This is a genomic window from Novacetimonas maltaceti (genome assembly GCF_002906255.1).
GTDB classification, from domain to species: domain Bacteria; phylum Pseudomonadota; class Alphaproteobacteria; order Acetobacterales; family Acetobacteraceae; genus Novacetimonas; species Novacetimonas maltaceti.
Genome location: NZ_POTC01000006.1, coordinates 95,271 through 109,301 on the forward strand (window position 1 = coordinate 95,271; position 14,031 = coordinate 109,301).

The following is a 14,031-nucleotide window of genomic DNA, read 5'->3' on the forward strand; positions in this document are numbered from 1 at the left end:
GTCAGATCCCCGTCATGGTGGCGCAGGCCTGCGGGTAGAACCACAGCGTCCCCCACGTGCCCTGCGATTTCTTCTGCCGCACGGAGGTGGAGTGACGCTCCACCGCGTGCGCGCGCATCTTCTCCGTAAAGCCGGTGGACACGCTGGCCTGTCCCTCGACCTCGTTGACGAAAAGCTGCATCATCGTGCTGGCCACCATGCCACCGCCCAGCGCGGTCCCGGCTTCGGGCAGGGTTTCGATGCGCAGGTTCGGCAGGCTTTCGGACAGCAGTTCGCGCAGCTTCACGTTGTACTGGTTGGCATAGAGAAGGCACTGCTGCCGCTCGGTCGGCAGGACCAGCGTCATCGGCGTCTCCAGCGTCAGGTTGCCGCCCATCTGGGTGACCAACTGCGCATACAGCCGCAGCACGTCGTCAAAGCACTGCAACGGGTCGGACATCGCCAGCCAGTCGGCAGCCCCCGTCGCCGTGCCGTTGGCCGAAACCTTCGGCAGCGGCTGGATCGCGGCGGGAAGCTGCGGGTCATTGAGCGCGCCGTAACATTCCAGCCCCGCCACCCCGAACAGGTAGGTCAGGTTCTGCTGTTTCCCCAGCACGGAGATCGACGCAAGGTTGCGCTGGTTCACCAGGTCGATGCGCGCCGCCCCCATGCGCGCGACCTCGCGCTCGCCCCAGCGGGTCCAGGTCTGGTAATGGAAGGACTGGCGGCTGATCCAGTTGGCGTTGGCGTCCACCTCGCCGTCCGCGCTGTAATCGCCATACGCCGCCGTGCGCCCCGACAGTTCGACCACCGGGAACATCGCCGTGTCGGTGACCCAGTCGCCCTTGCGCACCTCGCCATAGATCTGGGCCGCGCGGGTCGGCGCGATCAGCGCGCGGATCACCACCGGGTCGGTATAGGTGGTGAAGATGGCCGGGATGCCGGAATTGGCCGCCGTCACCGCGCCATCGGCGTCCATGGCGAGGCCGCCTTCGGGAAAATACTCCCGCACGCCGTCAAGGTGGATGCCATACTGCCGCGCCAGCACCGGCGCGTCGTTGCGAAACAGGGATGCGTTCATCAGGAAGCCGCTTTCGTAATGGCGATCAGGCCGCCGGTTGTGGCAGGCAGGGCAACGCGCCAGCCGGTCGCGACGTAGCCTTCGGGCACGTCAGCACCAGGGGCCGTGGCGGTAATCGTCCCATCCGTGGTGGAGGCACAGACCACGTCCCCCCGCGCGGCGTCACCGGCGCAGGCGCAGAACACGTCGCCCCCATCCGCCAGCGTGACCATGAAGCCCTGCGGGATGGTCATCGTCGCTTCCTGCAGGTACTGCGTCATCAGCCCCTGCTGTTCACGCACGACAAACCCGTCAGGTGCGGCGGGCGTCGCCACCGGGGCCGCGATCGTGACCGTCGGCGCGGTGGTGTAGCCCGTGCCGGGGGCCGTGACCGTAATGCCCGTCACCACGCCGTTGCTGATCGTGGCCGTGGCCTGCGCCCCGCTGCCGCCCCCGCCCGACAGTGTAACGGTCGGGACAGATTCATAGCCCGCGCCGCCGGACGTGACCGCAATGGCCGACACCGCACCGGCCGCGACACTGGCGTCCGCCGTGGCCGTCGCCGTCGCATCGGACGGCGGCGTGTTCAGCACCGACGCCCCGTCCGCCTGCACCCACGCAAACGCCGCGACAGCAACGCCGCCCGCACCCGCCCGCAGGCCATTCGCCCACGCCAGCACCGACCGGCGCGGGTTTTCAGACGCCCACGCACCCGGAAAGGATACGGGCCAGTTGTAATTGACCGTATTGGGAAAAGGCATGTACAGCCTCCATGTTTGTTCAGTAAAACCGCCTCAGGGGCGTTGCCCCCGACCCCCCACCAAAGGGTATTACCCTTTGGAAACCATGACTTTTAATCAGATCAGGGTGCAGGGAGCGCGCTCCCTGCCGGGTCCGGGCAGAGCCCGGGTATTGCATGCGCCGACTGCCTCGGGGGCTTTGCCCCCGACCCCCCACCAAAGGGCATTGCCCTTTGGAAACCATGACTTTTAATGAATCAGGGTGCAGGGATCGTGATCCCTGCCGGGTCCGGGCAGAGCCCGGGTGTTGCGTGCACCGACTGCCTCAGGGGCGTTGCCCCCGAACCCCCACCAAAGGGCATTGCCCTTTGGAAACCATGACTTTTAACGGATCAGGGCGTGGGAAGCCGCCTACAGCACGCGCGGCGCGCGGGTTACGCCGAAACGGGCATTGAAATCCGGCGCGGCGTCGGCAGCCAGCGCGGCGCCGGGGGCGGCCTGCCGTGTCCCGATCACCACATCGATCATCGGGCGCAGGGCCGACGCATGCACGCCCGCCGCGTCATGCCCGACCTGCCCCAGGGCATAGCGGTAGATGGCATCCGCGCTGTCCATGCCGATCACCTCGCCCACCAGCGGGCGGACGGCGCGGCGTGCGTCCTCCACCGCGCCAAGGCGGGTGCGCTCGGCCTCCAGCGCGCGGGCCACGGCGTCGCGCACGGCGGCGTCGGACGCCATTTCCGGCGGGGCGTCGGGCGGACTGGCGGGTGTTGCGTCAAGTTCCGCGCGCGCGGCCAGCAGCGCCGCCGACAGCGCATCGGGCGCGGTGTCGGGCGTCAGCGCCCCGGTGCGCAGGGCGTGGCCGATGACCTGCACCGTGAAGGTCGCATCGGGTTCGGGTAAGGGTGCCATCATGTTCTCCTGTAGTGCGGAATCGGCCACCAGCACGTCCGGCCCCGCGCGTCCGGCGGGGACAAGGGCGACATGGTTGCCGCGAATGTTGCGCATCACCCCGTCATAGGGCTGCCCCCGCCACCGCCCCGGCGTCATGTCCGCGTCATAGCGGTAGGCGCAGGACAGTTCGCGCCGCCCGCCATCGCGCACCATCGCGATGGCGGCCGCGTCCCAGATCGCCAGCGCGTTGTCCAGATACGGATCGGCAAAGGCGCAGTCGGTGCCGGTCGCCCCCACGGTGATGTCGCGGCGCGGGTTGTCCGCCGACACATGCGCATGGTCCGCCAGCACGGGGATGGCGTTGAACGTCGGGGCCGCGCGCGCCAGTTCGTCGGGCGCGCGCAACAGTCGGTACAGAGCGTCCGCCCGCAGCCCCAGCGCCGCATGTCCGGGGATTTCCGACCCCCGGTAGGTGTTGACGCCTGCCTTTGAAATATGGGTCCGCGCGACATACAGCCTCCCGTCCTCGTCCGTGACACGGACCGAACCGATCCGGTCATGGGCCAGCATATCGGTCATGAATGTCCTTTCATCGGGGCGACGCCCGCCGCCGCGCGCAGGGCGTCGATGCGCGCACGGGCATGGTCGATGTCCGCGCGCTGCGCATCGTCCATCTGCCACAGCGGCACGAACGCGAAATCCAGCCGGGGATCGACCTCCCCCCACAGGTGCAGCTGCACCATGCGGAACATCCGCTCCAGCACCGGGGCGATGTGGGCCTCCTGAAATGCCGTGATCTCGTCATAGAAAACCCGGATTTCCCCATCCGACGACGCATTCAGCCCGGCCGGCTGGATCCCGAACAGCTTGACCAGCGGGATGCCGGGGATGGACGCCATGAACTCCTGCGACTGGGCCTGCAATTCGCTCAGCCCCGAAAGCGGGGTGGCGACGATGGCGAAATCCTCGTGCGTGCGGTCGATGACGAAGGTGCCGTGGTTCGACTGGTACGCATTCATCGCCTCCACCCGGCCCGTCAGGCTGTCGGTATCAACCTGCGCGGGACCGTCGTCCCCGTCACCCATCGCGCCGGCCATGTCGGTTTTCAGCACCTTGGTCGCAAAGTTGCTGACCAGGTCGGACACGGACTGGCGCGTGCGCAGGAAGTTGTGGACATAGGTGCGCAGCATCTGCGTCAGGCTGGGACCGCCGAAATTGAAGGCGGGCTTGAAAATGTCCGAGACCTCGAACGGCACCATCGAAAACAGGCGGCTGGCGTCCACCAGCGTCCCCTGCACCCACCACGCGCGCGGGCGAAAGTAATCGGGCCGCAGCGGCATGTCGGCGTTATAGCTGTCGGGCGTGGTCCACAGTGGCTCCACATTCAGAAAACGCCTGATCGCGCCACGGGCGATGCCGTTCGGCCCGATCACCAGCGGCGTGCCCTGTCCCGCGCTGCTTAACGGCTGGCCCATGTCGGGCCACACATGCCCAAGGCCAAAGCCCAGCGCGTGGATCACCTGCCGGCGCAGCACCTCACGCACGCGCAGGCGGCGCATCTCGGCACGCAACTGCGTCATACGCGACAGCAGCGCATCGTCCGGCGCGTCGGTTTCGGGCGTGGTGATGCGGATCCATTCGCGCGTGGCCTCACGCGCGATGACCTCGACCGGCTTGCGGAACTCCGCACGCTGCATCATCTGCGCCAGCAGGGGATAGCCGATAAAGCCCAGCGCATCGCCAAACGCGCCCCCGCCATCGCCCAGGCCATCCCCGGCCCAGTCATGCACCCCCGACAGCGCCCGGTCCATCGCCAGCGCCCCCGCCCCGCGCACCCCCGGCGGCGGGACATAGGGCCGCAGCCCGTCCCGCGCATCGGGCAGCACGGCAGACGCCGCCCGGCCAAAGCGCGGCATCGCGTCCGCACGCGGCACGACACGCGGTTCACGCCGCACGCGGGGCGGCGTGGGCGCGCGGTGGAACCAGTGTTTCATCGTGTTTTTTCCTGAACGTGTGGAGGCAGTCGACGTGTGCACCATCCGGGCTCTGCCCGGACCCGGCAGGGATCGCGATCCCTGCACCCTGATTCGCTAAAACGTCATGGTTTCCAAAGGGTAATACCCTTTGGTGGGGGTTCGGGGGCAAAGCCCCTGAGGACATCGCCACCCGCAACACCCGGGCTCTGCCCGGACCCGGCAGGGATCACGATCCCTGCACCCTGATTCGTTTAAAAGTCATGGTTTCCAAAGGGCAATGCCCTTTGGTGGGGGTTCGGGGGCAAAGCCCCTGAGGACATCGCCACCCGCAACACCCGGGCGGCTTGCTCCGGACCCGGCAGGGATCACGATCCCTGCACCCTGATTCGCTAAAACGTCATGGTTTTCAAAGGGCAATGCCCTTTGGTGGGGGTTCGGGGGCAACGCCCCTGAGGGACGCTGTTCAGATCCCCCGCAACGCCGCCGCCGTAAAGGCGGGCATGCGCCGACGGTTGCGGATCACGCCGTCCAACGCATAACGCAACGCGTCGATCCCGTGGTCCCACCCATCGGCCAGCACCGGCAGCACGTCCCCCGTCAGGCGGTCCACGCGCCACGAATACATCCGCAGTTCCCGGGCGATATTCTCGCACCGCGGATGAACGCGGATGCGGCGGAAGGCACGCAGGCGGGCGATGCCGTCCTGCACCGATCCGGGCCATTTCGCCGCCGCCGTGATGCGAAAGCCAAAGCGCGTGGCGAGGTAGCTGATCGTCTCCGGCCGGGACGCATCGGCACGCACGGGCCAGTCGCGCGATCCCGGCACCCGGTCGAACAGGGTGGCAAGCGCGTCCATCTCCACCCCCGTGGCAAACACCTCGTGGTCAACATGCAAGATGTCGTCGGCAATGAAACAGCGCACCATCACCGTCGGGTCCCGCGCAAAGCCCCAGTCCACGCCAAAATACAGCCGCGCATCCGGCGGGGTCGTAAACGCCGCGACCTCCACATGGCCGCCAAACACCACCGCGTCGCTGCGGGTGCGGCACTCGCCCTCCCACACATGGTCATAGGCATCGGGGTCGTGGCGCAGCATGCGGCGGCGCTCCGCGTCCAGTTCGGCGGGAAACCACGGGTTGTCGCGCCACCCCACCCGGCGCACGATCGCGTCCGGATCGTCGCGCAGGGCACACATCATCTGGTGCATCGGCGCGTCCTCGCGCTCCGGGTTATAGGTGAACCAGATTTCCGACCCCGGCGCGCGGATGGTCGGCAGAAGGATGTCGAGGCTGGCGCGGCTGAGCGTCTGGGCTTCCTCCACCCAGCACAGGTCCACCTTCTCCGTTGACTTGATCGCCTCCACATTGCGGCCCAGCCCACGGAACAGGATTTCCGAACCGCACGTCGTTGTCATAAGGTTTTCACGGATGCGGAACCACGGCCCCAGCCCAAGTGCCGCGACCTGGTCCGACAGCAGCCGCCGCACCGAATCGGCCATGGAGCTGTGATATTCCCGGCAGCACAGGATGCGCATCGGGCGGGCGGCGGCCATGGCCACGATCACCCGCGCCACCGTCCAGCTCTTGCCGCTGCCGCGCCCGCCATACAGGATCTTGTACCGCGCGGGACGCAGGATGCCGGCGCAGGCGGGCGGGATTTCGACACGCACCACCGTCATTCCCGCCCCTGCCCCTGCGCCACATCCGGCCGCAGCAGCGCGGGCGCGATCAGCAGCGTCGGCGCAACCGGCGCGGGGGGCGTGTCGGCGGCAGGGGCGGCGGCCTTGCCCCACCCCCGGTCCAGCATCTCCTTCAGCGCGGCAAGGCGTGTCGCCTCGCTCGACGCGTGGCATGCAAGGTCAAGCAGCGCCGCCACCACCACGTCACGATGGGTCCGCAGCACCGCCTCAAGCGACTGCTGCGGGGACGCACCCGCGCCGGGATCGGGCATGGGGGGCCTCCGTCATCATTTTTTCATGAAAGGGCGCAGGCCGGGCAATGGCCCGTCTTTTTGAAAAACGGGCGGCATCGCTGCAACTTCCGGGGGCTGCGCGGGCTGTCACGGCCCCGGGGCGCACCCCTGACCGAGTAAGCGCACTATGTCGCGAAACCTGACATCCCTCAAGAAAAAAACATGCCGCAGGCCGCCCTGCTCAATCCCACTGGATCGCGGCGGCTTCGTGGATCATGACCCATTTCTGAAAATCACTGACCGTCTCGTAAATGATGCCGTCCGCGGGCTGCTGCGTGTCGGTCACGAACCCGACCCGCCCGATGCTGCATTCCAGCACGATCCGCTTTTCCCTGCCCCGGAACAGCGGGGTCCAGATCTGGCCGCCACAGACATGGAAATGATGATGCTTCATGACCAGCATATCTCCCGCACTCGCCTGAAAAATGAATTGCATCCATATGGATAAATAAAGGTTAACGCATGAAAATAATCCGGCCATCCCGCCGGGTCCCGGTCGAATATTCGTGACCGCAATCTCCCCACCCCCATAATGGAGGCATCATATATGTGTCATTTCAAATATGAACATTGACCATATACCATCCCCGAAAGGCCGGCCCGCATAAAAATGCCGCAGATTTCGTTTCTTTTCTTCATAGATGTATCATGAATGCGCATTTTTATGATCCAATACTCAATTTCAAACAGAAATTATCCTATTTCCCGCTGTTTATGTTTTGCAACACAAATGTCAAGCCTTCCGCCCGCTGCCCGTCACGTGGCGCACAGGTGCAACGCAGTGGGGGTCCGTTCCGTTGGGGCTGCACTTATTGTAACCTGCATGCGCGAGACTGACGCCAGAACGGACAAGGACACCCATGAGCAGCCCCCTTCCCGATCATGCCGAAACCGTTGCCCGGATTGGGGAACTGTTCCGCACCCACGGATATGCCGGCACGTCGCTGTCGCAGATCACCCAGGCCACCGGCAAGGGCAAGGGAAGCCTGTACCACTTCTTCCCCGGCGGGAAGCAGGACATGGCCGAACAGGTCCTGGCGCAGGTGGAGGGCTGGTTCGGCGCCAACGTGTTCGAGGTGCTTGACACCGCCCCCCCGCACGAGGCCGTCGCACGCATGTTCGCCGCCGTGACGCAGTGGTATCGCGCGGGGCGGCGCGGCAGCCTGTTCGCCGCCTTCACGCAGGAGGCCGCGACCCGCGCGCTGTTCGCCCGCCGCATCGAGGTGTTCTTCCGCCGCTGGGTTGTCGCCCTGCGCAACATGCTGCGCCGCGCGGGCGTGACCGGGGGGCAGGCGACCTACCTGGCCGAAGACACCATCGCCGCCATCCATGGCGCGCTGATGCTGGCGCAGGGGCTGGACACGCCGCGCCTGTTCGGCCGCATGATGGACCGTGCGCAGCACACGCTGCGCGCCGCCCTGCCGCAATAGGGGCAGGCACCCTTTTCCACAGATTCTGGGGAAGGATTCACGCACAATCCTGTGGATAACGGCTCAGTACCGCCTGAATCACGGGGGAGCCTCCCCTTCACACAGGCGCAGGTCGCGCGCGGCGTCGGCCGCATCGGCGGCACGGTCCTGCGCCGCCGCGTGCGCGCGCTGCGCCACCTCGTCCTCCACCCGCGCCAGCGCCAGTCGCAGGGTGTCGCACTCATCCTCCAGATAGCCCAGAAGGTCCGCGCCGTCATACGTACCCTCGAACCGGGTGGCCGAAAGCTCCGCCCGGATCTGCCCCAGACGCGCCAGACGCGCCTTCAACTGCGCCTCATACCGCACCGCCCAGTCCGGATAATCCGCACATATCGCCGCATCCCACCGCATGGCCGCTCCTCCCGCCTGTCTGTCATGCAGCCTTATTGTGCGACTTTTATGCACAAAGGCGCAAGGTGAAAGGCCATCGCCGCACGCACCATCCGGGCGCTGCCCGGACCCGGCAGGGATCTCGATCCCTGCACCCTGATTCGTTCAGAAGTCCCGGTTTCCAAAGGGTAATACCCTTTGGTGGGGGTTCGGGGGCAACGCCCCTGAGACTGTCGCCGCACGCACCATCCGGGCGCTGCCCGGACCCGGCAGGGAGCGCGCTCCCTGCACCCTGATTCGTTCAGAAGTCCCGGTTTCCAAAGGGCAATGCCCTTTGGTGGGGGTTCGGGGGCAAAGCCCCTGAGACTGTCGCCGTACGCACCACCCGGGCGCTGCCCGGACCCGGCAGGGAGCGCGCTCCCTGCACCCTGATTCGTTTAAAAGTCCCGGTTTCCAAAGGGCAATGCCCTTTGGTGGGGGTTCGGGGGCAAAGCCCCTGAGACTGTCGCCCGCCCATGTGCGAAAATTTCGCTTGCATTTCGTACACATTTATCGCACATCCGTTTGTATGAAAAACATGCACACAAAGCCGGATGAAGGTCCGGCCCCCCACACCCGGCCTGCGGCAGTGCGTCCGGGCGTGGTCCGTCGCACGCGTCCGCCGCGCATTGACTGGTCGCGGCTGGACCCGGAAGTCGCGCGCCTGCGGGCGAGCGGCCTGAGCAACCGGGAGACGGCGCGGCGGCTGAAGCTGAACGTCAAGACGATGGAGACCCGGCTGCGGCACCTGCGCCTGCACCGTGCGGCGGGGCATGCGACCCTGCGCGCGGACGAGGTACGGCGCACCTGCCTGAACTGTGACGCGCCGTTCATTGCGGACGGGCGTTTCCTGCGCCTGTGCCCGGCGTGCCGGACGATGTTTGGATGAGCGGCCATCCCGACCATCCCCCCGGCCCGTGCGCCGATGCGCCCGCGCCGCTGTCGCCGCCGGAATGCGACCTGCGCGGGTATGACTTCATGCCCCTGTTCGGGCACCGGCTGTTCTGCGGGCGGATGTATACCCACTGCACCGATGCGGAGTTCCGCGCGGCGCTGCGGCTGTGGTGGGCGGCATGGAACCAGGTCCCGGCGGGCAGCCTGCCGATGGACGATCGCGCGCTGGCGACGCTGGCGGATTTCGGGCGTGACGTGCGGGCGTGGCGGCGGGTGCGCGCGCGGGCGCTGGACGGGTTTGTCGCCTGTTCGGACGGGCGTCTGTACCATCCGTTACTCTCGCGTGAGGCCGTGCGCGCCCATGTCGGCCGCCTCCGGGCGCAGCGCCGCCGCAATGACGATGCCGAACGCCTGCGCCGCTGGCGTGATGCGCGCGCCGATACGGCGGCGGACATGCCCGCGAAACGCGTTTCACCCGGCGTGGACAGCAACAGTGAGAGCGAGAGTCACCCCACCGCCGCGCGCCACGCGGCGCGTCCGCCGGCATCCGGCGCGCGGGACGTGGCGGGGATGATCGCACGCACGGGCGACCTGACCGGGCGCGGCACGCGGCAGGCGCGCGCACTGGTGGGACAATGGCTGAAGATGGCGGGGGATGATGCGGTGCTGCTTGATGGGGTGCTGCACGATGCGCTGGCATTGCGCCCGGCGTACCCGGTGGCGTGGGTGCGGGCCTCCCTGCACCAGCGCACCGACGGCGATGGCACGGCGCGCGCCACGCACCTTGCGGCGTGGGACGTGATCCCGAACCTGCGGGGGGTCTGAACGATGCACGACATGACCGGCCCGCACATCCACGCCCCCGCCACCGTGCCCGACGGGTGCACGTGGCGTCCGGCGACGGGCGATGTCGGCGGACTGCTGGCGGCGGCGCGCGCGGGCATGGCCATCCTGCCGCGCGACCTGACGCCCGCGCGCCTGCACGCCCTGCGCACGCAGATGGCCCATGCCGACATCGCCGCGCGCCCCGCCCCGCCGGTGGTCATTGCCGCGTGGCTGAAGAAGCTCGCCCCGCTGGTCAGCAACCCGCCCCCGCCCGCGCAGGTCGTGGGACAGGCCGCCGCCATTGCCGAGGTCTGCGCCGACATCCCCCTTGGCGCATGGACGCCCGCCACCCGCATGGCCTGGTGCCGACAGCCGCCCCGCAACGGATACCCCGCCGGCGCACGCTGGCCCGCGCCCGGCGAACTGCACGCCGTGCTGTACCCGACGGCACAACGCATCCGTGCGGAGCAGCATCAGCTGCGGCGGTTGCTGGCATTGCGGGAAAGGGGGTGAGGACCGTGCCTCAGGGGCTTTGCCCCCGAACCCCCACCAAAGGGCATTGCCCTTTGGAAACCATGACTTTTAACGAATCAGGGTGCAGGGAGCACGCTCCCTGCCGGGTCCGGGCAGCGCCAGGGTGTTACATGCGACGACTGCTCCTCAGGGGCTTTGCCCCCGAACCCCCACCAAAGGGTATTACCCTTTGGAAACCAGGACTTTTAGTGAATCAGGGTGCAGGGATCGCGATCCCTGCCGGGTCCGGGCGGAGCCCGGGTGTTTCATACCACCACTTCCTCAACATCCTTGTGCCATAATGTCTTTTCAGGAGTATCCCACATGCCCCGCCTTCATTCCCCTGCCTCCCCACGTACCGACATGGGCGCACCCGGCCCGGCCGCACGGGCGCGGGAGGTCGTGTCGGACATGGTCGTCACCACGCCGCGCACCCCGGCGCAGGCGGTGCGCCGGGTGCGGTGCGAGTGCATGCTCGACCGATTGTTCCACCGCACCAACAGCGCCATCGATCCCGCGCAGTATCGGGCGGGCCTGCGCTTTCGCGCCCTGTGGGCACGCGCGGCGCGGCAGACGCCATTGACACAGTCCTATCGCCCCACCACGGGGGCCGCGCGTGGCCCGGCAGGCGGGCATGACCCGGTGACGTGGGCGGTGCTGGAACTGAACGATGCCCTGTCGTGCCTGAGTGCGCCGCAACGCCGCGCCGTCATCGCCACATGCGGCATGGACGAACCGGTCGGCCTGCGCACGCGCACGCTGCGTGCGGGGCTGAGTGCGCTGGACACGTTCTGGCGCAGGGCCGCGCATCAATGACAACCGCCAGATAACGGGACACCTGAATACAGGCTCCGGCAACGCGGCATATTAAAGATGGCTCAACCGCATATTTTTTCCCCGCCATGGGTTTCCAGCGATATGAAACATTATATAATGATATGATACATCTATGTTAATTATATTTACAGCAACAAGCTGGAACGACGCAGGATATGATCAATATTACTCTTTCACACGGAACACCTATGTGGCTCTATGGTGTCCATGGCACGGTATCGGATGTCAAGAAATGGTCGGAAACCCATGTCTCGGCCTCGTCCACCTCGGACAATAACAATCACCAACTATCGGTCAACAGCACCGTAGAGGATGCCGGTGAATTCTGGGTCACCACCGCGGGTGGACGCCAGGAAATCATCAAGGAACCACTTGCAGTCCGCGAAAGTCAGGAAGTCACCATGGTCTGGGGGAACCTCCAGAACATTTCCAGCGGAAATTACATCCTGTTCCGCAATTATACCACCGGCAGGGACACGTCCTTTACCGGCAGGCTGGGGAGCGCCAATACGCCGCTGTTCCAGGCCTTTGCAGAGCCTGAAATATCCGCCTACCGCAAAAAATTCCGGTTTCTGATCCTTATGCTGGTGATTACGATTACGGTGCTCATACTGCTTTCGATGAACAATAGTGATGGCGCCCCCCATTCGTTCGCGGGGCATGTAGTGGGGACTGTAATCATCATGCTTGTTCCTTTGGTCATCCTTGCGTTGATCGTCACCGCGATCAAGTTTAACAAGACCAAGAAGCGATTGCTACAGCAGCTCCGAACCGAACTGGCGACCGTCAGTCGCTCCGCCCTGGCGAACCCTGCTTTCATGCGCGATGTCAGCTAACGCCGTAACGATGCGGCCATCGCGCTGCTGAATACTTATGCAACGAAGGCATAGCGTGACCGGTCCCGCCAACAACGATCCGCCACCATCGTGCCGGAACCTGCCATGGGGCGCAAAAACGCGGCGCCCCATCATCCGCTTTCGCCCCTGAATGCCGGGCCACCGACGCATGACCCATCCGGGTCTGTTTTAAAAATCATGGTTTCCAAAGGGTAATACCCTTTGGTGGGGGGCTCGGGGGCAAGGCCCCTGAGGACACGGGCAGGGATTTTCGCGGCGTGCGAACCATCCCGTTACTGTCGCGATTACAGCAGACAGCCTGCGCCCCGCCCGCCTTGCGCCTCCCCGAACCCTGCCCCTCGCGCAGGGTAGACCGACACGGTGTTGTGGGGTAACATTTCCAAGAACAGGAACGGCAATTACTTTTCTGTTTGTGAATGGCACAGGCAGGAACAGCCAGAATTTTCTTGCGGACCGGTCTGGTAAAACGCCCCTGTTCCGGACCCATGGCGCATCGGAAGTACGAGCCTACACCATGTTATTCATCTTCAGCGTGCTGATCGGCCTCTATTCACTCTACCTGATCAGCACGGGCAGCCATGTAACAGGCAGCCTGCTGCTCATCACGGCTCTCATCTGTGCCGTGCGGTTTACTTACGTGGCAAGAAGGATACTCCGGACGCAGATACAGGCCGATGCCGCGCAAAGCCAGGAGCCCGCGCCGCGCCAGGATGAACGGCCCGGCCCGCATGAAATCCACCAGCCGACACCCCACGTTCCCGCCGATGCCGGCGAACGGCAGGCACGCATGAACGGTCCGGCGACAGGCACCCCCACGACAGAATTGATGACGTCGAGCATGGACATGCTGCGTGCGCTCGCGGATGAGATCGCGACCGGCAAGGCCACCAGGCCCCCGCCAAGCGTCTATGACAGGGCGGCCGAAGCCGGGGCCCTGACAGTCCGCAACGCCCTGGCGCGCGTTACGCGAGAGGACGGGGATGTCGAGGGGATGCGCCGCATCGCGGAAACCATCTTCTGCCACGGATTCAACCAGCATCTGGAGGAAGAAAACGTGGACTTCCAGTCGCGCGAAAGCTGCGCGGAAATGGAACTGGCCATCATGACATGGAAAAGCCGCAACCCCGATCTGTTTCAGTAAGGTCATGGTTTCCAAAGGGGAATATCCTTTGGTTGGGTTTCAGGGGCAACGCCCCTGAGGCAGTCGGCGCATGCAACACCCGGGCGGCAATTTACTGCCGTTGTCCCCCTGAAATACCTGCGTGACGCGCCACGCCACAAAATATGTGCGGAGTGCACATTTTTTTCCGGGAAGGGTATTCGCACAATATGAAACATTCTATAATAATATGATTACAGCAATCAGCCGGAATTGGACAAGAGATGGTCGATATTACGCTTTCACGCGGCACAAAGATCTGGATCGAGGGCGTGCATGGCAAGGTTGGCAGTAACCAGAAATGGTCGGATACGTATGTCTCCGGTGCAGGAAATAGTGTCAGCAGCCGCACTGTCGCCCGTGGAGGGATCGAAGAACCCTTGATTGATGTGCTTGGCCGGTAATTTCTGGGTTTTGGCGATTTGATTGACGGTTTTTGCGATGGCGTCCAGTCTGCGTTTTGAGCAGATTGGGAGTTGTCTCTCGCT

16 protein-coding genes are annotated in these 14,031 nt (G+C 65.4%); 7 read left to right on the forward strand and 9 right to left on the reverse strand.

What is annotated here, in order from left to right:
• Window position 1 precedes the first annotated feature (1 nt).
• The 7 genes from KMAL_RS04000 to KMAL_RS04030 form a co-directional block, all read right to left on the reverse strand.
• On the reverse strand, window positions 2–1,060 hold the full coding sequence (locus KMAL_RS04000; RefSeq protein ID WP_110094471.1) for a DUF2184 domain-containing protein: 1,059 nt from the start codon (window positions 1,058–1,060) through the stop codon (window positions 2–4).
• Window positions 1,060–1,800: a structural cement protein Gp24 gene (locus KMAL_RS04005; RefSeq protein WP_110094472.1), complete on the reverse strand. Its 741-nt coding sequence runs from the start codon at window positions 1,798–1,800 to the stop codon at window positions 1,060–1,062. Before KMAL_RS04005 ends, KMAL_RS04000 begins: the two co-directional genes overlap by 1 nt.
• A gap of 390 nt (window positions 1,801–2,190) precedes the next feature.
• Window positions 2,191–3,252 (reverse strand): DUF2213 domain-containing protein, encoded by a 1,062-nt coding sequence (locus KMAL_RS17155; RefSeq protein WP_180999736.1) that lies wholly within the window; start codon window positions 3,250–3,252, stop codon window positions 2,191–2,193.
• A complete protein-coding gene (locus KMAL_RS04015) occupies window positions 3,249–4,667 on the reverse strand; it encodes a phage portal protein (protein WP_110094473.1) in 1,419 nt (472 codons plus the stop codon). The genes KMAL_RS17155 and KMAL_RS04015 overlap by 4 nt, the downstream gene beginning before the upstream one ends.
• A gap of 445 nt (window positions 4,668–5,112) precedes the next feature.
• Window positions 5,113–6,327, reverse strand: coding sequence for a PBSX family phage terminase large subunit (locus KMAL_RS04020; protein WP_167400111.1), 1,215 nt, complete (start codon window positions 6,325–6,327; stop codon window positions 5,113–5,115).
• Window positions 6,324–6,599, reverse strand: a complete 276-nt coding sequence (locus KMAL_RS17160; RefSeq protein ID WP_167400112.1) for a hypothetical protein — start codon at window positions 6,597–6,599, stop codon at window positions 6,324–6,326. Before KMAL_RS17160 ends, KMAL_RS04020 begins: the two co-directional genes overlap by 4 nt.
• 202 nt (window positions 6,600–6,801) lie before the next feature.
• Window positions 6,802–7,014, reverse strand: a complete 213-nt coding sequence (locus KMAL_RS04030) for a hypothetical protein (protein ID WP_146044151.1) — start codon at window positions 7,012–7,014, stop codon at window positions 6,802–6,804.
• Between the two features lie 466 nt (window positions 7,015–7,480).
• On the opposite strand from KMAL_RS04030, the gene KMAL_RS04035 reads away from it, so the two are divergent.
• Window positions 7,481–8,050: a TetR/AcrR family transcriptional regulator gene (locus KMAL_RS04035; RefSeq protein WP_110094477.1), complete on the forward strand. Its 570-nt coding sequence runs from the start codon at window positions 7,481–7,483 to the stop codon at window positions 8,048–8,050.
• Window positions 8,051–8,128: 78 nt separating this feature from the next.
• On the opposite strand, the gene KMAL_RS04040 is transcribed toward KMAL_RS04035, so the two are convergent.
• Window positions 8,129–8,440 (reverse strand): hypothetical protein, encoded by a 312-nt coding sequence (locus tag KMAL_RS04040; protein ID WP_110094478.1) that lies wholly within the window; start codon window positions 8,438–8,440, stop codon window positions 8,129–8,131.
• Window positions 8,441–8,996: 556 nt separating this feature from the next.
• On the opposite strand from KMAL_RS04040, the gene KMAL_RS04045 reads away from it, so the two are divergent.
• The 6 genes from KMAL_RS04045 to KMAL_RS04070 all read left to right on the forward strand — a co-directional run bounded on the left by KMAL_RS04045 (window position 8,997) and on the right by KMAL_RS04070 (window position 13,525).
• The gene (locus KMAL_RS04045) at window positions 8,997–9,347 is read left to right on the forward strand and encodes a helix-turn-helix domain-containing protein (RefSeq protein WP_239019928.1); all 351 of its coding nucleotides are present in this window, start codon (window positions 8,997–8,999) and stop codon (window positions 9,345–9,347) included.
• A complete protein-coding gene (locus tag KMAL_RS04050) occupies window positions 9,344–10,177 on the forward strand; it encodes a DUF1376 domain-containing protein (protein WP_110094480.1) in 834 nt (277 codons plus the stop codon). The genes KMAL_RS04045 and KMAL_RS04050 overlap by 4 nt, the downstream gene beginning before the upstream one ends.
• Before the next feature lie 12 nt (window positions 10,178–10,189).
• Complete coding sequence (locus KMAL_RS04055) at window positions 10,190–10,690, forward strand: hypothetical protein (RefSeq protein ID WP_146044152.1); 501 nt, start codon at window positions 10,190–10,192, stop codon at window positions 10,688–10,690.
• A gap of 324 nt (window positions 10,691–11,014) precedes the next feature.
• Entirely contained in the window at window positions 11,015–11,506 is a 492-nt protein-coding gene (locus KMAL_RS04060) for a hypothetical protein (protein WP_110094482.1), read from the forward strand.
• 176 nt (window positions 11,507–11,682) lie between these two features.
• A complete protein-coding gene (locus KMAL_RS04065; protein WP_146044153.1) occupies window positions 11,683–12,363 on the forward strand; it encodes a hypothetical protein in 681 nt (226 codons plus the stop codon).
• Between the two features lie 535 nt (window positions 12,364–12,898).
• The gene (locus tag KMAL_RS04070) at window positions 12,899–13,525 is read left to right on the forward strand and encodes a hypothetical protein (RefSeq protein WP_110094484.1); all 627 of its coding nucleotides are present in this window, start codon (window positions 12,899–12,901) and stop codon (window positions 13,523–13,525) included.
• A gap of 260 nt (window positions 13,526–13,785) precedes the next feature.
• Here KMAL_RS04070 and KMAL_RS17430 read toward each other — a convergent pair.
• Window positions 13,786–14,031: hypothetical protein (locus tag KMAL_RS17430; protein WP_219811421.1), on the reverse strand; the 246-nt coding region annotated here is incomplete at its 5' end.

Excerpts from the sequence above, each read along its gene's own strand:
- KMAL_RS04015 (WP_110094473.1), bottom strand. The coding sequence starts at position 4,667 with ATGAAACACTGGTTCCACCGCGCGCCCACGCCGCCCCGCGTGCGGCGT.
- KMAL_RS04030 (WP_146044151.1), bottom strand. The coding sequence starts at position 7,014 with ATGAAGCATCATCATTTCCATGTCTGTGGCGGCCAGATCTGGACCCCG.
- KMAL_RS17160 (WP_167400112.1), bottom strand. The coding sequence starts at position 6,599 with ATGCCCGATCCCGGCGCGGGTGCGTCCCCGCAGCAGTCGCTTGAGGCG.
- KMAL_RS17155 (WP_180999736.1), bottom strand. The coding sequence starts at position 3,252 with ATGACCGATATGCTGGCCCATGACCGGATCGGTTCGGTCCGTGTCACG.
- KMAL_RS04060 (WP_110094482.1), top strand. The coding sequence starts at position 11,015 with ATGCCCCGCCTTCATTCCCCTGCCTCCCCACGTACCGACATGGGCGCA.
- KMAL_RS04045 (WP_239019928.1), top strand. The coding sequence starts at position 8,997 with ATGCACACAAAGCCGGATGAAGGTCCGGCCCCCCACACCCGGCCTGCG.
- KMAL_RS04020 (WP_167400111.1), bottom strand. The coding sequence starts at position 6,327 with ATGACGGTGGTGCGTGTCGAAATCCCGCCCGCCTGCGCCGGCATCCTG.
- KMAL_RS04050 (WP_110094480.1), top strand. The coding sequence starts at position 9,344 with ATGAGCGGCCATCCCGACCATCCCCCCGGCCCGTGCGCCGATGCGCCC.
- KMAL_RS04040 (WP_110094478.1), bottom strand. The coding sequence starts at position 8,440 with ATGCGGTGGGATGCGGCGATATGTGCGGATTATCCGGACTGGGCGGTG.
- KMAL_RS04000 (WP_110094471.1), bottom strand. The coding sequence starts at position 1,060 with ATGAACGCATCCCTGTTTCGCAACGACGCGCCGGTGCTGGCGCGGCAG.
- KMAL_RS04065 (WP_146044153.1), top strand. The coding sequence starts at position 11,683 with ATGATCAATATTACTCTTTCACACGGAACACCTATGTGGCTCTATGGT.
- KMAL_RS04035 (WP_110094477.1), top strand. The coding sequence starts at position 7,481 with ATGAGCAGCCCCCTTCCCGATCATGCCGAAACCGTTGCCCGGATTGGG.
- KMAL_RS04070 (WP_110094484.1), top strand. The coding sequence starts at position 12,899 with ATGTTATTCATCTTCAGCGTGCTGATCGGCCTCTATTCACTCTACCTG.
- KMAL_RS04005 (WP_110094472.1), bottom strand. The coding sequence starts at position 1,800 with ATGCCTTTTCCCAATACGGTCAATTACAACTGGCCCGTATCCTTTCCG.
- KMAL_RS04055 (WP_146044152.1), top strand. The coding sequence starts at position 10,190 with ATGACCGGCCCGCACATCCACGCCCCCGCCACCGTGCCCGACGGGTGC.